This window comes from Exiguobacterium flavidum (assembly GCF_003344535.1).
GTDB classification, from domain to species: Bacteria; Bacillota; Bacilli; order Exiguobacteriales; family Exiguobacteriaceae; genus Exiguobacterium_A; species Exiguobacterium_A flavidum.
In genome coordinates this window covers 53,024-75,319 of record NZ_QPKS01000003.1, presented here as the reverse complement: position 1 = coordinate 75,319, position 22,296 = coordinate 53,024, and the positions used below count along the sequence as shown (strand labels likewise).

Annotated in this window: 22 protein-coding genes; 15 read left to right on the top strand and 7 right to left on the bottom strand. The window is 55.1% G+C overall.

Going from position 1 to position 22,296, the window contains the following annotated elements:
- Positions 1-33: 33 nt before the first annotated feature.
- The 7 genes from DFG60_RS03690 (at position 34) to DFG60_RS03660 (ending at position 5,760) form a co-directional block, all read left to right on the top strand.
- Positions 34-1,377: a DEAD/DEAH box helicase gene (locus DFG60_RS03690; RefSeq protein WP_114570395.1), complete on the top strand. Its 1,344-nt coding sequence runs from the start codon at positions 34-36 to the stop codon at positions 1,375-1,377.
- 90 nt (positions 1,378-1,467) lie between these two features.
- Positions 1,468-2,367 (top strand): deoxyribonuclease IV, encoded by a 900-nt coding sequence (locus DFG60_RS03685; RefSeq protein ID WP_198661543.1) that lies wholly within the window; start codon positions 1,468-1,470, stop codon positions 2,365-2,367.
- Positions 2,368-2,391: 24 nt separating this feature from the next.
- Entirely contained in the window at positions 2,392-2,979 is a 588-nt protein-coding gene (locus DFG60_RS03680; RefSeq protein ID WP_408608651.1) for a hypothetical protein, read from the top strand.
- Positions 2,957-3,196, top strand: a complete 240-nt coding sequence (locus DFG60_RS03675) for a DUF2164 family protein (RefSeq protein ID WP_157964475.1) — start codon at positions 2,957-2,959, stop codon at positions 3,194-3,196. Before DFG60_RS03680 ends, DFG60_RS03675 begins: the two co-directional genes overlap by 23 nt.
- Before the next feature lie 156 nt (positions 3,197-3,352).
- Positions 3,353-3,589: a FeoA family protein gene (locus DFG60_RS03670; RefSeq protein ID WP_114570391.1), complete on the top strand. Its 237-nt coding sequence runs from the start codon at positions 3,353-3,355 to the stop codon at positions 3,587-3,589.
- Positions 3,586-5,562 (top strand): ferrous iron transport protein B, encoded by a 1,977-nt coding sequence (gene feoB, locus DFG60_RS03665; protein WP_114570390.1) that lies wholly within the window; start codon positions 3,586-3,588, stop codon positions 5,560-5,562. The genes DFG60_RS03670 and feoB overlap by 4 nt, the downstream gene beginning before the upstream one ends.
- Positions 5,563-5,577: 15 nt before the next feature.
- Entirely contained in the window at positions 5,578-5,760 is a 183-nt protein-coding gene (locus tag DFG60_RS03660; protein ID WP_114570389.1) for a FeoB-associated Cys-rich membrane protein, read from the top strand.
- Between the two features lie 69 nt (positions 5,761-5,829).
- On the opposite strand, the gene DFG60_RS03655 is transcribed toward DFG60_RS03660, so the two are convergent.
- The 3 genes from DFG60_RS03655 to DFG60_RS03645 form a co-directional block, all read right to left on the bottom strand.
- Entirely contained in the window at positions 5,830-6,003 is a 174-nt protein-coding gene (locus DFG60_RS03655; RefSeq protein WP_114570388.1) for a XapX domain-containing protein, read from the bottom strand.
- A 75-nt stretch (positions 6,004-6,078) separates the two neighbouring features.
- Positions 6,079-8,235: an RNA degradosome polyphosphate kinase gene (locus DFG60_RS03650; protein WP_114570387.1), complete on the bottom strand. Its 2,157-nt coding sequence runs from the start codon at positions 8,233-8,235 to the stop codon at positions 6,079-6,081.
- Positions 8,235-9,767, bottom strand: a complete 1,533-nt coding sequence (locus DFG60_RS03645; protein WP_114570386.1) for a Ppx/GppA family phosphatase — start codon at positions 9,765-9,767, stop codon at positions 8,235-8,237. Before DFG60_RS03645 ends, DFG60_RS03650 begins: the two co-directional genes overlap by 1 nt.
- A gap of 201 nt (positions 9,768-9,968) precedes the next feature.
- Here DFG60_RS03645 and DFG60_RS03640 point away from each other — a divergent pair, with 201 nt between their 5' ends.
- The 8 genes from DFG60_RS03640 (at position 9,969) to DFG60_RS03605 (ending at position 16,616) form a co-directional block, all read left to right on the top strand.
- Positions 9,969-10,733 (top strand): metal ABC transporter ATP-binding protein, encoded by a 765-nt coding sequence (locus DFG60_RS03640; protein ID WP_114570385.1) that lies wholly within the window; start codon positions 9,969-9,971, stop codon positions 10,731-10,733.
- Positions 10,730-11,596 carry a metal ABC transporter permease gene (locus DFG60_RS03635; RefSeq protein WP_114570384.1) on the top strand — a complete coding sequence of 289 codons (867 nt, stop codon included), beginning with the start codon at positions 10,730-10,732 and terminating at the stop codon, positions 11,594-11,596. Before DFG60_RS03640 ends, DFG60_RS03635 begins: the two co-directional genes overlap by 4 nt.
- The gene (locus DFG60_RS03630; RefSeq protein ID WP_114570383.1) at positions 11,568-11,993 is read left to right on the top strand and encodes a Fur family transcriptional regulator; all 426 of its coding nucleotides are present in this window, start codon (positions 11,568-11,570) and stop codon (positions 11,991-11,993) included. Before DFG60_RS03635 ends, DFG60_RS03630 begins: the two co-directional genes overlap by 29 nt.
- An 81-nt stretch (positions 11,994-12,074) precedes the next feature.
- Positions 12,075-13,511: an NAD(P)H-hydrate dehydratase gene (locus DFG60_RS03625; protein ID WP_114570382.1), complete on the top strand. Its 1,437-nt coding sequence runs from the start codon at positions 12,075-12,077 to the stop codon at positions 13,509-13,511.
- Between the two features lie 113 nt (positions 13,512-13,624).
- Positions 13,625-14,005: a GntR family transcriptional regulator gene (locus DFG60_RS03620; RefSeq protein WP_114570381.1), complete on the top strand. Its 381-nt coding sequence runs from the start codon at positions 13,625-13,627 to the stop codon at positions 14,003-14,005.
- The gene (locus DFG60_RS03615; protein WP_114570380.1) at positions 13,998-14,675 is read left to right on the top strand and encodes an ATP-binding cassette domain-containing protein; all 678 of its coding nucleotides are present in this window, start codon (positions 13,998-14,000) and stop codon (positions 14,673-14,675) included. Before DFG60_RS03620 ends, DFG60_RS03615 begins: the two co-directional genes overlap by 8 nt.
- Positions 14,672-15,496: a hypothetical protein gene (locus DFG60_RS03610; protein WP_114570379.1), complete on the top strand. Its 825-nt coding sequence runs from the start codon at positions 14,672-14,674 to the stop codon at positions 15,494-15,496. Before DFG60_RS03615 ends, DFG60_RS03610 begins: the two co-directional genes overlap by 4 nt.
- A gap of 10 nt (positions 15,497-15,506) precedes the next feature.
- Positions 15,507-16,616, top strand: a complete 1,110-nt coding sequence (locus tag DFG60_RS03605; RefSeq protein ID WP_114570378.1) for a hypothetical protein — start codon at positions 15,507-15,509, stop codon at positions 16,614-16,616.
- A 77-nt stretch (positions 16,617-16,693) separates the two neighbouring features.
- On the opposite strand, the gene DFG60_RS03600 is transcribed toward DFG60_RS03605, so the two are convergent.
- The 4 genes from DFG60_RS03600 to ispG form a co-directional block, all read right to left on the bottom strand.
- The gene (locus tag DFG60_RS03600; protein ID WP_232818608.1) at positions 16,694-17,263 is read right to left on the bottom strand and encodes a hypothetical protein; all 570 of its coding nucleotides are present in this window, start codon (positions 17,261-17,263) and stop codon (positions 16,694-16,696) included.
- 84 nt (positions 17,264-17,347) lie between these two features.
- Positions 17,348-19,639 carry a bifunctional glutamate--cysteine ligase GshA/glutathione synthetase GshB gene (gene gshAB, locus DFG60_RS03595; protein WP_232818607.1) on the bottom strand — a complete coding sequence of 764 codons (2,292 nt, stop codon included), beginning with the start codon at positions 19,637-19,639 and terminating at the stop codon, positions 17,348-17,350.
- Positions 19,623-20,951, bottom strand: coding sequence for an MATE family efflux transporter (locus tag DFG60_RS03590; RefSeq protein ID WP_114570377.1), 1,329 nt, complete (start codon positions 20,949-20,951; stop codon positions 19,623-19,625). Before DFG60_RS03590 ends, gshAB begins: the two co-directional genes overlap by 17 nt.
- A 192-nt stretch (positions 20,952-21,143) precedes the next feature.
- Positions 21,144-22,256 carry a flavodoxin-dependent (E)-4-hydroxy-3-methylbut-2-enyl-diphosphate synthase gene (gene ispG, locus DFG60_RS03585; protein WP_114570376.1) on the bottom strand — a complete coding sequence of 371 codons (1,113 nt, stop codon included), beginning with the start codon at positions 22,254-22,256 and terminating at the stop codon, positions 21,144-21,146.
- Positions 22,257-22,296: the final 40 nt, after the last annotated feature.

Below are 22,296 nucleotides of genomic sequence, written 5' to 3'. Positions count from 1 at the left end.
AGGTCAAGATACAAAGAAAGGATGGTGTCAAACATGAATGGATTCAGCCATTTCGATTTGCACCCGTTCGTCGTCGAAGCACTCGATGACGCACGCATTAAAAAACCTACGGATATCCAGTCACGGATCATCCCTGCTGCCCTTAAAGGGCGCGACATCATTGGACAATCTCAGACAGGTACAGGGAAGACGCTTGCGTTTCTCTTGCCGATCGTCCAGAACATCGACCCGACGCTTCAGGAACTTCAAGCGATCATCGTCGCACCGACGCGCGAGCTCGCGTGGCAGATCCATGAAGAATTGAAGTCGATCCTCGTCAAGAAGCCCGACTTCATCAAGACGAGCCTCATCACGGGCGGAATGGATCGTGAACGTCAGATGGACCGCGTAAAGGTCTCGCCGCAAATCGTCGTCGGGACGCCGGGACGAATCCTCGACTTGTTCAAGGAACAGGCATTGAAACCCCACTACGTCAAGCAGTACGTCATCGATGAAGCGGATCAGATGCTCGACATGGGTTTCCTGCCTGAAGTCGACCGTATCGCACAGTCGCTGCCTGAGAAGCTTCAAATGATGGTCTTCTCGGCAACGATTCCTGAGAAGCTTCAGCCGTTCCTGAAAAAATATTTGACGGACCCGCGCTTCGCACAAGTGGATCCGAAGCAGCAGACGGCGAAGAAGATCGTCCACCATACGGTACCGGTCAAGCACCGCGACCGGACGGCGCTCGCGCTCAAGCTTGCGAAGGCGCTCAATCCTTACGTCTGTCTCGTCTTTACGAATACGAAGCAGGAAGCGAACGACGTCGAGGCGGCGTTCCTCGAAGCCGGTCTTAACGTAGGGGCGCTCCATGGCGATTTGCCCGCACGCCGCCGTAAGCAGGCGATCAAGGAAATCAACGAAGCGAAGTATCAATATGTCATCGTGACGGATCTTGCGGCACGCGGAATCGATATTTCAGGCGTGACACATGTCATCAACCACGGTATCCCGAAAGATCTCGATTTCTATGTCCACCGTGTCGGACGGACGGGACGCGTCGATCAGGACGGTCTTGCCTACACGCTGTTCGAGGATCATGAGAACGGGATGATCAACCGACTTGAGGATCGCGGCATCGTATTCACGAACGTCGACGTCAAGAGCGGACAGGTCGTCGAAATCAAGGAACGCCGCCGTGCGAAGCCGCACATGAAGACGGCCGTATCGAAGACGGCACACAGCCGCCTGTCCGGTGAAGCGGCGAAAGCGAAGAAACGCGTCAAACCAGGCTATAAAAAGAAGCATCAGTACAAGTTGAAAGAGACAGCGAAACGTGAACGGATCAAAGGCCAACGTGCAGAAGGCCGTGCAGAACGGAAAGCGAACAAACGCTGATTGATGTCGCCTGAACCTCCACCTGTGAGGCTCAGGCTTTTTTTGTGTGGCGGATTTGGTACACTGAGAATAGCAGAAAGGTGGAATTTCATTATGAAAATCGGTTCACATGTTTCCGTTTCAGGAAAGAAGATGTTGCTCGGAGCGAGCGAGGAGGCGGTATCGTACGGTGCGACGACGATGATGGTCTACACGGGCGCCCCTCAAAACACGCGACGTAAGCCAATCGAAGACTTGCGTATCCCGGAGGCGCTTGACCATATGGCACAGAACGGGATCGAGGAGATCGTCGTCCATGCTCCGTATATCATCAACCTCGGGAATACGACGAAACCGGAGACGTTCGAACTTGCCGTCTCATTCCTCGGGGAAGAGATTCGCCGGGCGGAGGCACTCGAGAAGGCGCGTCAGATCGTCCTTCATCCTGGAGCGCACGTCGGTGCCGGAGAAGAGGTCGGGATCAATCGGATCATCGAAGGACTGAACGAAGTGCTGACGGGGGACGAGACGGTCAAGATCGCTCTTGAGACGATGGCTGGAAAAGGGTCTGAAATCGGGAAGACGTTCGAAGAGCTCGCTGCGATCATCTCCGGCGTGACGCACAACGACCGTCTCTCGGTCTGTCTCGATACATGCCACGTCCATGACGCGGGATACGACATCGTCCATGACCTTGACGGCGTACTCGCCGAATTCGACCGAATCGTCGGTCTCGACCGTCTCGGCGTCATCCACGTCAATGATTCGAAGAACGTCCGCGGCGCTCGCAAAGACCGGCATGAGAACATTGGGTTCGGTGAAATCGGCTTCGATGCGCTCCACCGCATCGTCCATCACAAGGACCTTGCTCATTTGCCGAAAATTCTCGAGACACCATACATCGGAATTGATGCCAAGAACAAGGTCGCACCGTATAAAGAAGAAATCGCCATGCTTCGTTCCGGCAATTTCGATGCAGAGTGGCGCCTGCCACTGTTGACGACAGTCTGATCAGGAGGGGTTTCCTTGACTTACGTGCTGATGATCGATGAACAGGATTACCGGCTGCGCGAAGCGGTCGTAGCCTATCATGAGACGAAGGAACCGTTTTATTTGCCTTGCTCCCTTTCGGAGGGGGAGGATGTGTTCCTGGCGACGTCCGATGGAATCGTCGCCTACGCCGAGGTGCTGTTCCAGGAACGGACGAAGCGTCCTGAGGATCCGTTTTGGGTGGCGGAAACCGATGAGACGGAAGGGGACTACGTCTGCCTCGATCTGATTGGCGTCGATCTCCGGCATCCGTTGCTGAAGAAGGAACTGTTATCCTTCGAGGAGGGCAAGGTGACGAGTGATCAGCGTTGCTTGTTGCTGCAGGCATGGAGGGAAGGGTACGGTCAGAACCATGTCCAGACTATCGCTGAAGCGAAAAAGCGAAGACGCGAGAACTTCTTGGAACGCAATCACTTCAAGCCGTTGGATGAGAACTGTTCGAAATGTGGATTGACGGACCATGCGATCCTCGAATGGCATCTGAATGGAGAAGCATTCGAGACGGTCTGCCCGAACTGCCATGCGAAAATTCACCGGGAGGAAGTGGCTTATGCTGACGAACATGCAACGTGAACGTGCAATCGAACAATTGATGGAGACGCTAGAACTCGACCATGACGTCGAAATCGGACACCTCGGTGCGAGTGAATTGATTCGAGTACTCGAACCGCTCCTCGTCATTCCGTCCTATAACCAAGGGATTGAAGATGCAAGACAACGAATCGGTCTCGAGATGGACCGAATCGATGAGGAACTCGATGCGATGAAGAAAATGATGCCTCGCGATTGACGCGCAAAGGCAGCTGTTCCCTCAAGACGGGGCAGCTGCCTTTTTGCGGACTGGTCGATAATCGGACAAAAACGATAGTTCTCTTTGTTAGCTAATCATGCTATAATCGCTAACGAGAATCATTATCAGTGTAGAAATGAATTGGGGGATTTCGAAATGAAGCATTTAGCGGGCGTGCCGATCGGACAGGATGTCGTCCTCGTCGATTTGAGCAAAATCGAAGAAAGACTCAGAAGACGATTGATCGCATTAGGATTCTATGAAGGTTGTCCCGTCGCCGTTCGCAGACGTGCAATCTTCGGCGGTCCGCTGACGATCGAGCAACGCGAACATCGGCAGACGATCGCGATTCGCCGTAGCGACGCGAGACGAATCGAGGTGTTTTCGGCATGAGCAGCAGAATCGCATTGCTAGGAAATCCGAATACCGGCAAAACGTCGCTCTTCAACCGCTTGACCGGCTCCTATGCCCATGTCGGCAACTGGTCCGGCGTGACGGTCGAGAAGAAAATCGGTCAGCTCCGCGGGGATACAGGACAACTGATCGACTTGCCTGGTATTTATGATCTTGATCCGCTGTCAGCGGACGAAGCGGTCGTCGCGCGTTTCCTGATGGAAGAAGAGTATGACGGCATGATCAACATCGTCGACGCCTCCCAGCTCGAGCGGAACCTTCAGCTGACGGCACAGTTGCTTGAAATCGGAAAACCGCTCCAAATCGGCCTAAACATGATCGATGTCGCTGAAGGTCGCGGCACGGAAATCGATCTAGAGAAACTGCAACGGCTGCTTGGCGTCGACGTATTCCCGATCGTCGCCCGGACCGGAGAAGGTTGTGAGGTGTTGTTGACGTCGATCGCGACGAAGGAGACCGAACCGCTCCATATCGATTACGGGGAAGAGACGGAGCGGTCGATCCGGCAGATCATGACTCAAGCGTCACTGCGACCAAACGAGCGCTGGATGGCAGTCCAGTATCTTTCCGGCAACCGGGTGTTCGTCGAGGCGCTCGAGAAAAAAACGCCAGACGTCAGCCTGACGAAAAAAGCGCTCGAGCAGGAGATTGGGCGTTTCATCCATGCCCACATCTCGGAATGCAGACGCAACTGGGCGATCGCGATCCGCTCGAACGCGACCGTAAGCGAAGTCTCTAATCGACTCAACTGGACGGACCGGATCGATGCCGTCGTGACGCACCCGATTCTCGGACTTCCGATTTTCTTTGCGGTCCTTTACTCACTGTTCCATGTCACGTTCGACTGGATCGGTGCACCGATGTCTGACTTGCTCGACGGATTTTTCGCAGGACCGCTCTCAAGCGGATTGGAATCCGCATTGCAGGCGCTCGGTGCATCAAGTTTCATCCAGGCGCTCATCCTGGATGGAATCATCGCAGGGGTCGGCGGGGTGCTCGTATTCGTCCCGCAGATTTTCGTCCTGTTCTTCTTCATCTCGTTCCTCGAGGATTCGGGTTACATGGCACGCGTCGCCATCGTGATGGACCGCTTCATGCAAATGGTCGGGTTGAACGGAAAGAGTTTCATCCCGATGATCATCGGATTCGGATGCAACGTACCGGGGGTCATGGCTGCGCGCTCCGTCGAGGAGGAGCGGGAACGTCTCGTGACGATCTTCATCTCGCCATTCATGTCGTGTTCGGCGCGTCTGCCAATCTATGCCGTTTTCGCGGGAAGTTTCTTTGCGAGCAACCAGGCGCTGATCGTCCTTTCGCTCTATGTTCTCGGAATCATCCTCGCCTTGATCGCGGCAAAAGTGTTCACACGAATACTCGCGAAGGAAGACGCGACGAGCCTCTTCGTCGTCGAGCAGCCACCATATCGTTTCCCGCAATGGCTGACGCTCTGGCGCAGCACATGGGAGAAGGGGAAAGGGTTCGTTCGTAAGGCTGGGACGTTCATCTTTGGCGGGTCTGTAGTCATCTGGATGCTCGCATACGCCGGGCCGACCGGATTCGGCATCGACATGGATACGAGTTTCCTCGCGATCATCGGGGGCGTGCTCGCGCCGCTCCTGCTTCCGCTCGGATTCGGGACATGGCAGGCGGGGGCAGCCCTGATCACGGGGTTCCTCGCAAAAGAGGTCGTCGTCGCGACGATGGCGATCATCTATGCGGTCAACGAATCGGAGCTTGGGCGCCATCTTGCGTTGCAGTTCACGCCGCTGAGTGCATACAGTTTCATGGCCTTCGTGTTGCTTTACGTTCCATGTCTCGCTACCGTCGCTGTCATCCGGCGTGAGGTCGGAAGCGCGAAGTGGACCTGGATTGCGAGCCTCTATGGCCTTGGTGTCGCCTATGCCGTCTCGTTCTTGATCTATCAAGGTGGGAAGTTACTCGGATTTTCGTAAGAGAGGGGAATACAAATGCATTTGATCGACGTGATCCTCGGTGCCTTGATTTTCGGATATGGAGGGTATTCGCTTTATCGCTACATGAACAAGGCGAAGAAGGGAAAATGCGCGACATGTGAGATCGAGCCGACGTGTAAAACTGCTTGTGAAGATGTCAATTGGGATAAGGTGATCCAGGAAGCATTGAAAAAATGAAATGAAAAAGCGAGCGGGGACGATGATGTCCACGCTCGCTTTTTCGATTTAGAATGGCCAGTGTTCCGTTTAGAATGGCCAGTGTTCCGTCGCATAAAGGAAAATCTTCATGCCGAGGAAGACGCCGAAAATTCCGACGATCGCAGGGAATACGGGCGGAGCCGGGATCGGCAGCTTAAGTGCCGTGAAGACGACGCCACAGATGACGCCAGCCAGTAACGATAATAAAATTTGTTGAACCATGAGTTCCAGTCCTTTCTTCATGAAAAAAACGCTTACAGCATCTATTATATGAAGAAGTCTGACGTTAAACAACGATTATTTTCCGCTATTTCCGTTCTTTGAGATCAAATGCTCGGTCGAAGCGACGGAAGTCCACTTCTTATCGAGCGGATCATCGAAGGAAGGAACCATCCGAAGGCGTCCGTTCGTGTAGTGCTGGATGGCGATTTGTGACTCGCACGTCCGCTTTCCTTTTTCGACGTACCGGTATGTTCCATCCTCGAGCTGCTCACGGGCCTTGACGTTATCGGCGAGCATGAGTGCGAGACAATTCTTCAGATATGCCTTGTGGGATTCATCAGTGATCGGGAAGAGGATCTCAATTCGTTTACGCATGTTGCGTGTCATCCAGTCGGCGCTTGAACAGTAGATGAGTTCATCCCCTCCATGGTGGAAGTAGAAGACCCGTGAGTGCTCGAGATAGCGGTCGATGATCGAGATGACGCGGATGTTCTCCGAGACGTCTTTGATGCCGGAGCGAAGACAGCAGACGCCACGGACGATCAAGTCGATTTTCACACCGGCCCGAGAGGCCTCATACAGCTTGAGCATGATTTCCTTCTCGGTCAGGCTGTTCATCTTGGCGACGATCCTGCCGTCCCCATTTTTCTTATGAAACTTGATCTCTTCGTCGATGAGCGCGAGGAAGCGGGTCAGCATCGAGTTCGGCGAGGTATGGATGACGTTCCAGTCCGGCTGTTCCCCGTAACCGGACAGCCAGTTGAAGAAGTTCGTCGCATCCTCAGCGATCTCTTCCTTAGCTGTCAGCAAACCGATGTCGGTGTAAAGTTTCGCCGTCGAGTCATTGTAGTTCCCGGTGCCGAGATGGACGAACCGCTGGATCCTTCCTTCGTTCATGCGGACGATCAAGGTGATCTTCGAGTGGGTCTTCAGGTCGCTGTAACCATAGATCACGTGGGCGCCTGCCTTCTCGAGCTGCTTCGCCCATTCGATGTTCTTCTCCTCATCGAAGCGAGCCTTCAATTCGACGAGCACCGTCACCTGCTTGCCGTTCTCGGCTGCCGTCTTGAGCGCCTTGATGATCGGGGAGTCGCCTGATACACGATAGAGCGTCTGTTTGATCGCGAGGACGCTCGGATCGTTCGAGGCCTGCGCGATCAGGCGGACGACCGGGTCGAAGGATTGGTACGGGTGGTGGAGCAGGTGGTCCTTCTTCAAGATTTCGTTGAACAGGTTCTTCGTCTGGTCGAGGTCCGGTGGGTCGAACGAGATGATCGATTGATAGATCAGATGATCATATTCGACGCCGATCTGCGAGTAGAACGAGAAGGCGAAGGTCAGATCGATCGGTCCGTCGACAGTGAAGATGTCGCGCTCCTGCAGGTCGAGCACGTCTCGCAGCATGCTGAGCAGCTCTTCATTGACGGTGTTCTCCTGTACCTCGAGACGGATCGCGACGCCCCAGCGACGTTTCTTCAATTCCTTTTCAATCAGTTTCAACAGATCGTGCGTCCCCTCCTCATGGAAAGGAAGATCGGCGTTGCGAGTGATCCGGAACGGCATCGAGGAGACGACTCTGAACCCCTTGAACAGGGCGTCGATGAAAAGACTGATCACATCCTCTAGCAGGATGACGGAGGTCGTTTCCTCATCGTCGACAGGCAGGTCGACGAAGCGCGGAAGAACGCTTGGTACCTGGACGAGGGCGAGATGCCGCCGAGCGCCGTCTTCCGCCTCGACGATCGTCGCGATGTTGAGGGACTTCGAGGATAGCATCGGGAAAGGGCGGTAGGCATCGATCGCGACGGGCGTCAGGACAGGGAAGACCTTCTCGCGGAAGAAGCTGCTTACATACGAGAGTTGATCCGGATTCAGCTGTCGCGGCTGAAGGAAACGAATCCCTTCCTGTTCCAAGGCGATTCTCACTTCCTTGAACGCCTCGTACTCGCTTGCGACAAGCTCTTTCGTCTTGGCGGAAATCGCCTTCAACTGTTGCTTTGGTGTCATTTGTTGCTTGTTCTCCGGTTTATTGAATCCTGCGAGGACGTCATCCTTCAAGCCACCGACGCGCACCATGAAGAATTCATCAAGGTTCGAACTGAAGATGGCGAGAAACTTGAGCCGTTCCATCAGCGGGTTTCTCGTATCGCGGACTTCCTCGAGGACGCGTTCATTGAATTTGAGCCAGCTGAGTTCCCGGTTATTAAAGTGTTCCGGTTGATCCAGTATCATTAAGTATCGTCTCCTTTTTCCAGCCTGATGCGTGTGTCGAGTATACGTTCGAGATGTTTTTTCTGCTTTTCGCCGCGCTCGATCTCGAAGCGGCAATCGTGTCCGTCGGCATGAAGTGCAATCCGCAATTCCTTTCCATCATGGGAGACGTCGACGTGTTCGATCGCGCTCCGTTCCGTTACGTCGAGCCCGTCGGCAAATTTCAGGATCGCACCAAGCAGATTGAACCTTAGCACCGATTTCGCGGTGAACCAGTCCTTATAGGGCGAAAGGAATCGCTCCGTCCGGCGGGTCGAAGAAAAGGAACTGACGACTGCAAGGGCGATTCGGTCCTTATGCGTCAGCCCTTTCAATCCTGTATTCGTCAACAGATGGAATGTCTGATCCGATCTTGTGTCCGGATTGATATAACGCCCGCAATATAATAGTCGGGAGGCGGAGGAAAGAAGACGCTCATCCGCTTCGCGGAATGGGATGATGCCCGTATCGACAAGCCCTGCATAAACGGAGTGGGCAAGCCGACCGACATAACCGTTTCGCTCGCGGATCACGTGATAGTCCGTCTCGAGCTGAAGGATGCTCTCCTCCTTGACGTTCTGGACCCGCGTCTCGCCTTTCTCCTCGAGAGCGTGCTCGTAGAGCAGTCCTTCGCGAAGACCGTAATTGCTCATCACGAACTGCTCGGCGCCGATATAGAGGGCAAGTTCATGGATGGCGAGAAGGGCGGGGGTGATGATGTCGATCCGGTCCTTCGACAATCCGTCGACTTTCGCGAGCTGTTTTTGCGACAGACCGAACAAATCATCGATCACCTTCTCGAGTTCCTTCTCCTTGACCTGATATTGATGGACGTCAGGAAGCGGGTAGTCGGTCTTCGCCTGATGGACCTTGACGAAGTTACGGGCAGACCCCCCGACCCCGATCAGCGGAAGCTTCTTGCCCTTTAGCCAGGGCAGCTTCGCGAATTCGCTCCTTAAAAATTTCGTCAGTTGTTTCCGTTCCGTCTCAGTCATCGTCTCACCGGAGACGAAGCGCTTCGTCAGCGTCACGGCACCAAACGGAAAACTGTGATAAGCGACCATTTCGCGATCCTCGATCCACGTCACTTCCATGGACCCGCCGCCGATGTCGACGGAAAATCCGTCACGGAGGAACGTCGAGTTGATGATGGCGAAATAGCCGTAGTAGGCCTCCTGTTCGTCCGACAGGATGCGCATCGCATAGGGAGTGCCTGTCTCTACGGCAGCAGAGATCTCTTCCTGATTGCTCGCATTCCGGATTGCTGCCGTCGCGACGACTAGCGTCTCCTCGACGGCATGGGACTCACCGAGCGCGTGGAAGCGGTTCAGCGTATCGATCAGCAGTTCGATTCCTTCAATGCTTAGAGCACCCTTCTTGTCGATATGCGCCGACAGCCGGGCGACCACTTTGACGTTGATTTTTTCTTCAAGCCGACGGGAGGCCGTCGCGTGGAAGATGACATATCGAATCGAGTTCGATCCGATATCGATGACAGCAAGTTCGTTCTTCACGATCGTTCGACCCCTTTCAGTTCACTAGACTCTCACTTCCATGCTTTCCCTCATAACCCCTCTTGAAAACGGGAGAAACATGGGGAAGAAGTGTGGACGAATCCCTGTGATTGCGCTCTTTCAAGCTTGGCGCTATAATGAGTGGGCTATGTAAGACGTAATTATTCCGTTTTGTCACAAGCGAACGGAAGGAGGAACGACATGTCAGAACCAATCATCGAAATCAATCATCTGTCCTATGACTATCCAGACCGCCGTGTTCTGAGCGACATCTCGCTTGCCGTCCGGCAAGGCGAGTTCCTGGCGATCGTCGGAGAGAACGGTTCGGGAAAATCGACACTCATCAAATGTATACTCGGCCTGCTGAAGCCTGAAGGGTCGATCAGGTTGTTCGGTCGCGAACTCGACCAGTTCGACGAGTGGTGGCGGATCAGCTATGTCTCACAGAAGGCGGCCTCGTTCAATTCAGGTTTTCCAGTAACCGTCGAAGAGGTAGTCGAGATGGGATTATATGCAAAGAAAGGGCTGTTCAAGCGGCTGAAGAAGGGGGATCGCACTAAGGTCCGCCAGGCGCTCGAGACGGTTGGGATGTGGGACCGGAGGAGCTCGAAGGTGGGAGACCTGTCCGGAGGCCAACAACAACGGGTCTTCATCGCGCGTGCGCTCGTCAATGACCCCGAGCTGATGATCCTCGACGAACCGACTGTCGGAGTCGACCAGCGTTACGTCAAGGAGTTCTACGAGATACTCGAAGAACTGCGGGCGGATAAGAAGCGGACTTTCGTCCTCGTCACTCACGATATCCACTTCGTCAGCCGGCTCGTCACCGACGTCGTCCACTTGATCGACGGTAAGCTCGGCTGCAATTGCGGCATCAAGGAATACTGGGAGCTCGACGAGAAGGAGATACGGTCACTCTATCCTGTTCCGGGACGCGTCCTCGTCCACGAAGGTGAACGCGTATGATCGAAGCGTTCATGACCTTCAAATTTCTGCAATATGCACTCGTCGCAGCGCTCTTGATCGGATTCACGGCACCGTTCATCGGATCATTCGTCGTCGTCCGCCGGATGAGTCTGATCGCGGATGCCCTGTCACATGTGACGCTTGCCGGAATCGCACTCAGCTTGCTCATCTCCGGGATGGTGTCGAGCCTTGCCGGTCTCAATCCGCTCTATCTCGGCATCGTCACGGCGGTCATCGCGGCGCTTTTGATCGACTGGCTACGCTCGAAGTATCGTCATTTCCAGGAGCTCGCCATCCCGATCATGATGGCGACCGGTATGGGACTCGGCGCGATTTTCATCAGCATGGCGAACGGGTTCTCGATGGACCTCGTCTCCTTCCTGTTCGGGACGGTGTCGGCTGTGACGTTGACCGACGTCTATACGATTTTGATCGTAGCGGTCATCGTCATCGTCTTCGTCTCCCTGTTCTATAAGGAGCTCCTCTTCCTGTCGTTCGATGAGGAGCAGGCACGGGTGTCCGGTATCCGGCTTCAGCTCGTCCATGTCGTCTTCATGATTGTCGTCGCTCTCGTCATCGCGATCAGCATGCGGATCGTCGGTATTCTGCTCGTGTCGAGCCTGATCACCTTACCGGTCGCAGCGGCTCTCCGCTTCGCGAAGAGCTTCAAGGCGACCATCTTCTGGTCGATCGTGTTCGGGGAGGTCGCGACCATCGCCGGACTCATCCTCGCCTACCAGTTCGATCTCGCGCCGGGCGGGATGATCGTCATGCTCGCCGTACTTGAACTTATCATCGTCATGTCCGCTGAACGATTCGTAGGAGGGAAGCACCATGGGAAAACAACTCGAAAGAGCGCGTGAACGCATGAAGACGTCCGGGTTCAAGATGACGCCGAAGCGGCTAGACCTCCTCGGCTACCTGTTCGAAGCGAACCGTTACGTCAGCGCGCGGGAGGTCGCTGAGGAACTGCGCCTCTCTCACCCGTCGCTCAGTTATGATACGATCTATCGCAATTTGAACGATTTCGCTGCGATCGACATACTCGAGACGACCGAACTTGACGGAGAGATGAAATACCGGGCTGCCTGCGTCTCCGGCACCCATCACCATCATCTGATCTGCCGCTCATGCGGGAAGACGGAGACGCTCGACGTCTGTCCGATGGAGTGGCTCGGCCCGGTCAATGAATCGGGCTTCGAGATCGAGGACCACAAGTTCGAAATCTACGGCCGCTGCGCGGCATGCCTGAAGAATTGATGTACGATTCGCCCATCCTTGCGAGAGGAAGGGCGTTTTTCATTTCTGGTGAAGGGGAATATCCGAGTGGAGGTGAGGTTCGTGATATGCAGTTCTGAACAAATCAGACGAATCGACGCGTGGTCGGAACAGAAGGGGCTTCCTCCGGCCGTGTTGATGGAGAGGGCCGGCGCGGGGATAGCCGGCGAGATGAAAAAGCGGATAAACGGTAAGAATAGCATCCTCGTCCTCTGCGGTACAGGCAATAATGGGGGGGACGGCTACGTCGTCGCTCGCGAACTTGCACGGGACGGCCATGCCGTCACGGTCGTCGCACCCGCCGGCAAGCCGAAAACGGAACATGCACGGATCCACGCGGAATATGCGGCGAACTTCGGGATCGATCGCGAGGAAAAAGACCACTACGATGTCATCGTCGACGCCATGTATGGTATCGGTTATGATCCAAGCCGGGAGAACCCGGTGCTCGCGGAATGGATCGAACGGACTGGACGGATGCGGGAGAATGGTGCGGTACTATACGCGATCGACGTCCCGAGCGGTGTACCGGCGGACGATGCGAACGGATTCACAGGTAAGGCGATCATGGCGGATGTCACCTGTTCTCTCCATGCCTACAAATTCTCAGCCTTCCTGAAAAAGACATCCCCTTATTATGGTGAGCTCGTCCGAATCGACATCGGTCTTCCTGATCAGTCGGATTGGCGCTTGGTGGAAGCGCAGGAAATCGAACCGTTGCTCGCGCGTGACAAGTTCGGTCACAAAGGGACGTACGGGACGGCTCTGCTCGTCGGCGGAAGCAGGAAGATGCCAGGATCGATTCAGATGGCCGCGAGAGCCTGTCTGCGCGCAGGTGCGGGAAAACTGCAGGTGGCTTGTCCGGAGGCATCGCGTCTTGCGATCACAGTGAATTTGCCGGAGGCGATGCTGATCGAGCAGGAGACGCAGGCGATTAGCGAGATGTTGGACCAAGCGACCGCGGCAGGAATCGGTCCCGGGCTCGATGATCAACGAAAGGTCGGCGAATGGCTCGGCGTGTTGTTCGAGTCGGAAATCCCGCTCGTCCTCGACGCGGGGGCACTCTTGCACGCAGATTATCCGAAACGTTCGGCACCGCTCGTCATCACGCCTCATCTTGGCGAGTTCGCGAAACTGAACGGCATACATGCGAGTGACGTCGCCGATGATCCGATCGGTCATGCAAGCGGGTACGCGGCGAAACACGGTGTCTACGTCGTCTTGAAGACAGAGAGCGTCTTCATCGCGGAACCTGACGGTAATGGGTATGTCGTCGCAGGCGGATCGAGTGGCCTCGCGAAAGGCGGGACGGGCGATGCGCTGTTCGGTCTGTTGACTGCTCTCCTTGCACAAAGCAGGAGCCATTACAGTGACTGGGAGACGGGACGGTTGCTCGCTGCGGGCGTCGCCTGGTACGCGGCGGCCTCGACCGCCGTCCGGAAGGCGCCCTCGACGATGCTCGCGACGGATGTGATTGATGCACTCGGGATGGAATCGTGAATCACCTTTTACAAAAAAGGTGGTTTTTTTGTTGACGAAAAAGTGTATTATGCATATCATACAGTTAACAGGTGTATTACTCACTTAATACAGTAAGGAAGGATGATGCCCGGATGTCCTACGAATTCGACCAACGGATTCCCGTCTATCTTCAAGTCATCGCGCTGTTCAAGCAACGCATCGCGACGAGGGAACTCGCGCCCGGTCAGGAGATTCCGTCCCGGCGTGAACTGGCGGCACAGCTCGGGATCAACCCGAACACTGCGCAGCGCGCATATAAGGAAATGGAGGAACAACAATTGATCACGACCGAACGAAACGTACCGAGCCGAATCACGATGGATGAACGAATCGTCGAGAAAATCCGGAGCGAGCTTCTGGAGGCGGCAGTCACTGAATTCATTCAGTCCGTCCAGGCGATCGGCGCACCGCTTCCGGAAGTGGTAGGTAAGATCGAACAAGCTTACGCGAACAGGGGGAAACAGCATGCTTGAGGTACACGGATTAAAGAAACGTTACGGAAGAAAAAACGTGCTTGATAATGTCTCGTTCACCGTCCAACCGAATACGCTGACGTGCCTGATCGGATTGAACGGTGCAGGGAAATCGACGATTTTGAAAGGTATCATGGGGCTGATCCCGCTCGACTCTGGAACAGTCCTCATCGACGGCACAGGCAGTAAGGATGCCGTCGCCTACATACCAGACCTCCAGACGATGCCCGGTCATATGACGGTCGGAGATGCTCTCGACTATATGAACGACCACTATGCGGACTGGAACGGTGAGACGGCTGAAAGTCTGCTCCGGACGTTCCAATTGATGCGGACCGACGTGATCACCGACCTGTCGAAAGGAAACCAGGCGAAGTTCAACCTGATTCTCGGATTCGCGCTCGACCGTCCCTATTTGATTCTCGACGAGCCGCTCGCAGGCATCGATATCTTCACGAAGGAGCAAATCGCCTGGATCTTCACGAGCGAATTCATGGAAGGACGGGGCATTCTGATGACGACGCACGAGATCGACGAGATCGAGCACTTGATCGACCGCGTCATCTTTCTGCAGGACGGCCGGGTCATCGACGAACACGACGCGGAAGAGATGCGGGAACTGCACGGAAAATCGGTCCAGGACCGGATGCGGGAGGTGTACGCGCGATGAAGAAGTATCTGTTGCTTACGAACGAGGAACTGAAGCGGACTGCGAAACCATATTTGATCGTAGTCGCCGTCCTCATGTTGCTTGAGTTCATCTTGACGGCAGCCATCACAAAAATGCACGAGGGGAAAATCGAAACCTTCATGCGGGAGAATGGCGTGTCGATGCAGGAGGCGATTGACGCTTACGGGAAGTCGTCCTTCGCGCAAGTCGTCGCGTCCGGACCGTTCCTGCTCATTCTCGGAGCAGGGATGATGGTCATTTTGATCAGCGCGTTCGTCATCTGGTATCGGGACTGGTTCGGCAAGACAAACTACATATATCGTCTGCTGTTGCTCCCGGGAAGCCGTTCGTCGATCTACTTCGCTAAATTGACGACGATCGTCCTGCTGATGTTCGGATTCGTCGCAATCCAGTGGCTGATGTTCTTCGTTCTTGCCCCGTTGCATGATTTGCTGCTTCCGCCTGAGCTGTTCGAGCGGGTGTCGATCGCGGCGGTGCTCGAACGCTCAGGTCTGATGTATCTGTACGACTTCTACTTACCGAATTTTGCTCTCATCTACCTGTTTGCGTTATTGTTGATCGTCTTCATCTTCACTCTCGTCTTGATTGAACGGTCTTACCGCAAAGGAAAAAAAGTCATCCGTATTTTTCTTCAATTTGTGATCCTTGGGGCGGTATATGGGGCGACGCTGTTAGTGATCAACAGTGATCATCTATTCGCGAACGAGAAGGGGATGCTCTTCCTCGCGTTCACCTTCCTCTATCTGGCGTTCCTCGTCATCATCGGTTTACGGACAGTCTCGAAAAAAATAACGGTATAAGGAGAAATCTATGCGAAAATACATGCACTTGACAGCAATGCTCGCCGTCATCACGATCGGGATCGGGTCGTTCTTCGGCTATGCTGCGGCTCAGCCGGATCTTAGATTCCGCCTCGTAGAGCAACAGGGAGACATTTCTTGGAAAGATCGCCTCGAACTGACGGGGGTCATTAATGATGAAGACTGGTTCACTGTCCGGGGGAACGGAAAGGTGGAGACATCATCGAGATTCTTCCTCGCAGACCAGACACTCGGGAATGATATGTACGAGATGGACGCGGCTTATCCTGAACTGATGCGCGGGCAACCGTATGTGAACGTCGTCTCGGAATCGGAGGAACGAGTCTCGCTTTACGGACTGAATGAAAAGACGATCGAAGTGAGAGTATGGGAGAAAAAGAAATCGAAGCTGACGACGACAGTCATTCCGAAACAGGACATCGCTGAAGATGCGACACTGCACCGGCTGATCTCAGCGGACGGGAATACCGCCGACCTGCTGCTCGAGGAATTCGATTATCAGAACGAGGAGGTGACGAGCAAGTTCTCGATCGTGACCGTCGATTTGAAGGGGAAACGGATGTCGAAGCGCATGATCGAGGAAGGTACGTCTCACAACGGGGATTTGACCGTCATCTTCGACCAGGAACGGACAACTCGGGAGAATGCGATCTTCGTGCGAACCATCAGTGACGGGGAAGAAGTGGAATCGCAGAGCCATTTCGTGCTCGAAGCTGGGAAACTCGTCCCGTTCCCTGAACTGGACCGTCTCGTCAGGAAGGACTCATACGGTCTTTCGCAATATGGCGATCTGCTCGTCCAGCTGCCGAACGAAGAGGAGAATGAACCGAGACATGAGGTGACGATTTTCGATCTGAGAACGATGAAAGGAAAAGAATTAAAGCTTCCTGCCCGTTCGACGGCGAAGGAGGGTGACCGGATGATCGATGTGGTCGACGGCAAGCTCGTCCTGGCACAGCAAAAGCAGGATGCGAAGGAGGGGATCGTCTTCGTCCAGATCCACGACATCGAAAAGGACGAGACCGTCTTCGAGGCGAAGCTGAAAGGGAACGAGGACGTCCAGTTCCGTCTCCTGCACGCGAATCTCGCAGAGCGTTGATTCGGTGAATTCGACCGTTTCGATAGAGCAAAAGAATGGCCCTCGTTCCAGTGGCGGAACGAGGGCCATTCTTTTGCTTAACGGGTCGGTGCGAACTTATGGATTTCTTGCACGGCCTCGTCCCATGTGTTGACACGGACGATACCGCTCGGCAGGGACTTCCTGTTGTATGGAGCGTCGAACAGGATGACCGGAATCGACGTCTCCTCGGCAATCTGCAGCGCGTTCTCGAGCCGGTCCTCCATGAACAGGTCGAGCGAGAGGTCCCGGACGACTTGCACCTTGTCGTGGCTGCCGGTCATGATGAGCGAATCGAGCGGCAACTCATGCTGCTTGATCCACTCCTCCGTGACTGGACGGACAGCTTCGGAGCGAGCCGTCACGTAATGGAGCGAGTAGTGTTTCCGTAGTTGCCACAGATGTTCCTTGACGAGGTCTTGCGGGAGGGACTCCCGGTAGATGCCGGATTCATGCCCGGACTTGACCATGAACTCCCAAAACTCGATCTGCTCCATGTCCGTATACGTGTGGAGTTCGTACTCGGCAGCGTTCGCGAAGTCGATCGTCGTACCGAGATATTTGTTCATATAGTTGAAGCACGATGACGGATGTGTGATCGTGCCGTCGATATCGATTCCGATTTTCATCTGACTCACCTGCGTCCTTTTAGAATTCTGCAAACAGTATAGCATAGAACCCGTTGCAGGTGAGCAAAGAGGATTATACGCGAATCAAGTCCTCTTGTTGAAGACGAGGTCGAGCACTTTGCTGCCGATGTCCCGTTCACGCCCGATGTGAGGGAAGCAGTGGATGTGGATCGCCGGATTGAAGTTGAGCTCGATGATGCCGTATTCCCCTTCGCTCGTCAAGTCAGGAATCATCATATCGACTCCGCATACCTTCGCACCGACGGCCTTCGCCGCCTTGACGGCAATCTGTTTATAGTAGTCGGGAACACTGTCCGTATAATCGACGCTGTCGCCGCCCGTGCTGATGTTCGAATTCTCGCGCAGAAAAACGGTCTCGCCCGGCACGGGAATCGAATCGACCGACTTGCCTTGCTGCTGCAGGAAGTGAAGAGCGATCGCATCAAGCTCGATCTTCTCGAGCGGCGTCTTGTAGCCCTTGCCGCGGAGCGGATCCTCATTCTTGCGGTTGACGAGTTCTTTGATCGTCGAGTGACCGTCGCCTTCGACGTTTGCCGGGACGCGGTGGAGGACGCCTTCGACCGCATCATCAATCACGAGGAAGCGGTATTCCTTGCCCCGCAGAAACGTCTCGAGCAGGACGGTGTCGTCGAACGTCCTCGCGAATCGAAAGGCAGCAAGCGCGTCCTCGAGTGTCGCCCGACCCGGGAAGATCGTGACGCCGAGTCCGAAGTTGGTCGATTTCGGTTTCAGGACGATACCGGACGAATAGTCGGCATGAATGGCCGTCAATTCGTCCTCGTTCCGGAGTTCGACGCCTGTCGGCACACGGATGCCTGCTTCAGCGAGCACCTGTTTCGTCACCGTCTTGTTCTCCATCATCAGGACGCTGATGTAGGAATCGCGCGACGTCTTCGTCGCCTGCTTGAGATATTCGGTTCGCTTCCTGCCGTGGATGCGGATGAACTGATCGGCCCGATCGATCACCTCCGTCCGAAGACCGCGTTTCATGGCCGACTTCATGACGATCTGGGTCGAGAGTTCCATGTCGGTGTATCCCTTCAGGGAGAAGCGCTTTTCGAAAGCTTGTCGCTGGTAGTCCCGGGCGAGCTCGAGCGACCATTCGATGAAACCGGATGTACGGACTGCTTCCTTTGCAAGGTGTGAGTAGGTGTTGTGCGTGTCCGACAGGCGAGAGCGGACGGACGCAAGGACATCACTGCCTCCGAGCTCATAATGCTTCGCGAACGCCATGAGCTGATCGAGCAGGTCCTCCCGCATCTCCTTGAAGTCGACCTCCCTGCCGGAAGAGAGAAGTTTTAATTCAGGCAGTAGACCATGTTTCGCGACGAGCTGCTGATTATGGAACGCTTCACGCTGCCAATCGTCCGAATCGGCTTCCTCCTTCAGCGCCATGTAGAGGAGGAACAGGTGGAGGAATCGGAGATCGTCGAGGGCGATGCCGGCCTTCTCGAACGGGTTGAGGTCGATGTTGCGGATCTCGATGTACTCGATTCCGTGATCCGCGAGCGCAGACAGGTCGTTGCGTCCGTTCGAGGTCTTGATCCGGATCGGCGAGTAGAGCTCGCTCGGCTGAGCGATCCGGCCGTCGTCGATGAACGCCTGCACACTGTCGATGTAACGTGAAAGCGACGAGTAGTCCGGGAAAAGCGGTTCCGCGTTCGTATAGCCGCAATCACTATTTCGGTAGGACAAAGCGACTTCGTTCGAAAAGGCATCGGAAGACAAGGCCTGCATCTGACTGACGCAGCGTTGCTCATAGGTCGAGTGGACGAGCGGCGTACTGCCGAAGAGATAGACGATGAGCCAGCGATAGCGCAGGAAGTTACGTGTCAGCTTCAGATAGAGATCCGACCTGAACTGCTCGATTCTTTCGGGAGAACCGGCATGGAGCGCTGCGACGAATTCGTCAGGGAACGAGAAATTGAAATGGATGCCTGAGATGAGTTGCTTCTTGGCACCGTATTTTTCAAGCAGATGACGGCGATAATCTGTGGCTGCGAGACCGGCATCCCCGAAGTCGGCAAGCGGGATCACCCCGTCATCGGGCAGGCGGCAAGGCATCGATTGCGGCCAGAGGAGTTCATCGGTCAATTCGTTCGAGACGATATCATACAAGGCATCGAGAAAGTCATGGGCATCCTCTACCCGTGTGAATGGCGGTGTGATCAGTTCGACTTGGCTCTCCGCGAAATCGGTCGTGATGTACGGATGAACCGCTTTATCACCGAGACCTTCCGGATGGTTCGTCAAGGCGAGTCCTCCGGAAGGGTCGACGCGTAGCATCTCGCGTTCGAGCGCGAAGAGGCCGCTCATTCTGAGCGCTGCAGGTACATGGTCAAATGATGTGGACAAGGTCGTCCACCTCCTTCTTCGTTAGTCGGACCATCCAGGCAGAGATGAGTCCCTTGATGATGCTCGTCAGCGCGATGCTCCACCAAATCGCGTCAATGCCGAGATATGGTTCAAGCAACATGGCGACCGGAAGCCTGCCAATCGTGAAGATGATGCTGATCGCGGCCGGGATCTTGGGCAGTCCGACGCCCGAGAAATAACCATTCCCGACCATCTCGAGTGAGGCGAACGCAAGCGAGATCCCGATGATGCGCAAATAGTTTGCACCGATCTCGATCGTACCGGCATCGTCGACGAACAGTCCGATCAGCTGCTGCGGCATCGACAGGAAGATCAGGGTGATCAGAGACGTGTAGAGAATCCCGAAGCGGACTGCGCTCCTGTATCCTTCATGGATCCGTTCGCGCTTGCCTGCTCCGAGGTTCTGCCCGGTGAAGCTTGCGATCGCCCCGTTCAAGCCGCCGATCATCATGTAGGCGACCGATTCGATTTGAAGCCCGATCCGCTGGGCAGCGATGGCGTCAGTCCCGTATGAACCGATCATTCGCCCGAGCAGGATGCCGACGGCCGTGAACAGGACGCGCTGGGCAGCCATCGGGAAGCCGAGCCGAAAGATCTCGCGAAAGTCTGAACGGAGCGGCTTGACAGGTACTGACGTTTTGAAAAGTGCGAGACCTCGCCGGTAAAAAGCGAAGAACATGATGAGCTGGGCGATGAGAGTCGCGAGAGCCGCACCGACGACGCCGAACCCGAGCGGGTAGATCAGAATCGGAGAGAGAATCATGTTGATGATGACGCCGGCAGCGTTGATACGCAAGGCGGCAGTCGTGTTGCCATAGCTCGAGAAGAGGCGTGCATGCAACAGGTTGTAAAAGGAGAACAGCAACATCGGTGCGCTGACTGACAGATATTGATAGGCGAGTGCCTCGACATTATCCGAGTCCATGTTCAAAAAGCCGATCAGGTAGCGTCCGGCAAAGAGCAGGACGACCATATACGACAGGCCGAAGACGAGATTCGCAAGCATCGCCGCCTTCACTTGACGGATGGCCAATGCCTCATCCTTCTTCCCGACGGCTTGAGCGACTTTGATGCCCGCGCCGACGACGATGATTGCCTGAATCGACTGGCCGAGCAGAATATAGAAGCTTGCGGCCCCGATGCTCGCGACGGCGTCGCTGCCGAGCGCTCCGACGAAAAACATGTCGACGAGGCTGTAGGTGAATTGAAGGAGCGAACTGCCGACGAGCGGCAGAGCAAGTGCGAGAAGGACGTTCCGGACGGGACCGGCAGTCAGATCGGTCTGCTTCATGTGTGAACCTCCACTATATAACGTATTGGTTATATGATAACCTGAGACGATCCATTACACAATCCTCGAGGACTGAATGTCAATAAATCGCCATGAATGGAAGAGACGCAAAAATGGAAGTGAAGCAAACATCGGCGCAAAAAAAGACGATGCCGAGGCACCGTCTTCGAAATAGTGGATTCAATTCGAGCGTCAAGCCTTGAGATTCGCCTTCTCAGCAGCCTGTGCAGCCTGCTTCTCGAGCACGATCGCGTCGATTTCCTTCTTCAGTTCCTCGACCATCGTCGCTTCAGGTACCTTACGGATGATTTCTCCGTGACGGAAGAGGAGTCCTTCGCTTCGTGCACCGGCGATGCCGATATCCGCCTCACGTGCTTCGCCTGGTCCGTTGACGGCGCATCCGAGGACGGCGACCTTGATGTTCGCCTGGATGTTCTCGATGTAGTCCTCGATCTCGGCTGCGATCGACATGAGGTCGATCTCGATCCGGCCGCATGTCGGGCATGAGATGAGCGTCGCCGCGTTCGCTGCGAGACCGAACGATTTCAGGACTTCCTTCGCGACCTTGACTTCCTCGACCGGGTCAGCTGAGAGTGAGACGCGGACCGTGTTGCCGATGCCGCGGGACAAAATCGCACCGAGACCGGCCGCCGACTTGAGGGAACCGGAGCGAAGCGGGCCTGACTCCGTGATGCCGACGTGGAGCGGGTAGTCGAAGTGCTCTGACGCAAGTTGGTAAGCTTCGAGGGCGAGCTGGACGTCCGATGCCTTCAGCGAGACGATGATGTCATGGAAGTCGAGATCCTCGAGGATCTTGATGTGATGAAGCGCACTCTCGACCATTCCACGGGCTGTCGGATAGCCGTACTTCTCGAGGATGTGCTTCTCGAGGGAACCAGCGTTGACGCCGATCCGGATCGGGATGTTTTTAGCCTTCGCGGCTGTTACTACCGCCTCGACCTTCTCGCGACGACCGATGTTGCCCGGGTTGATCCGGATTTTATCGACGCCTGCTTCGATCGCCATCAGGGCGAGCTTGTAGTTGAAGTGGATGTCTACGACGAGCGGGATGTTGATGCGCGACTTGATCTCAGCAAGCGCGAGTGCGTCGCGCTCCTCAGGACAAGCGACACGGACGACCTGGCACCCTGCTTCCTCTAAACGTAAGATCTCAGCGACAGTCGCTTCGACATCATGTGTTTTCGTAGTGGTCATACTTTGGATGATGACTTCGTTGCTTCCACCAATGACGAGGTCCCCAACACGGATGGGACGAGTCTTTGAACGATGGACCATTTTCGGCATATCGAAAATCTCCTTTTTGAGGCATAACGCCGGTATTGTG

Bases quoted from the DNA above. Each gene is read 5' to 3' on its own strand.
- DFG60_RS03640 (WP_114570385.1), top strand. From the start codon at position 9,969: ATGTCAGAACCAATCATCGAAATCAATCATCTGTCCTATGACTATCCA.
- DFG60_RS03600 (WP_232818608.1), bottom strand. From the start codon at position 17,263: ATGAAAATCGGAATCGATATCGACGGCACGATCACACATCCGTCATCG.
- DFG60_RS03630 (WP_114570383.1), top strand. From the start codon at position 11,568: ATGGGAAAACAACTCGAAAGAGCGCGTGAACGCATGAAGACGTCCGGG.
- ispG (WP_114570376.1), bottom strand. From the start codon at position 22,256: ATGCCGAAAATGGTCCATCGTTCAAAGACTCGTCCCATCCGTGTTGGG.
- DFG60_RS03615 (WP_114570380.1), top strand. From the start codon at position 13,998: ATGCTTGAGGTACACGGATTAAAGAAACGTTACGGAAGAAAAAACGTG.
- DFG60_RS03610 (WP_114570379.1), top strand. From the start codon at position 14,672: ATGAAGAAGTATCTGTTGCTTACGAACGAGGAACTGAAGCGGACTGCG.
- DFG60_RS03620 (WP_114570381.1), top strand. From the start codon at position 13,625: ATGTCCTACGAATTCGACCAACGGATTCCCGTCTATCTTCAAGTCATC.
- DFG60_RS03635 (WP_114570384.1), top strand. From the start codon at position 10,730: ATGATCGAAGCGTTCATGACCTTCAAATTTCTGCAATATGCACTCGTC.
- DFG60_RS03605 (WP_114570378.1), top strand. From the start codon at position 15,507: ATGCGAAAATACATGCACTTGACAGCAATGCTCGCCGTCATCACGATC.
- DFG60_RS03670 (WP_114570391.1), top strand. From the start codon at position 3,353: ATGAAGCATTTAGCGGGCGTGCCGATCGGACAGGATGTCGTCCTCGTC.
- feoB (WP_114570390.1), top strand. From the start codon at position 3,586: ATGAGCAGCAGAATCGCATTGCTAGGAAATCCGAATACCGGCAAAACG.
- DFG60_RS03590 (WP_114570377.1), bottom strand. From the start codon at position 20,951: ATGAAGCAGACCGATCTGACTGCCGGTCCCGTCCGGAACGTCCTTCTC.
- DFG60_RS03675 (WP_157964475.1), top strand. From the start codon at position 2,957: ATGCTGACGAACATGCAACGTGAACGTGCAATCGAACAATTGATGGAG.
- DFG60_RS03690 (WP_114570395.1), top strand. From the start codon at position 34: ATGAATGGATTCAGCCATTTCGATTTGCACCCGTTCGTCGTCGAAGCA.
- DFG60_RS03655 (WP_114570388.1), bottom strand. From the start codon at position 6,003: ATGGTTCAACAAATTTTATTATCGTTACTGGCTGGCGTCATCTGTGGC.
- DFG60_RS03660 (WP_114570389.1), top strand. From the start codon at position 5,578: ATGCATTTGATCGACGTGATCCTCGGTGCCTTGATTTTCGGATATGGA.
- DFG60_RS03650 (WP_114570387.1), bottom strand. From the start codon at position 8,235: ATGATACTGGATCAACCGGAACACTTTAATAACCGGGAACTCAGCTGG.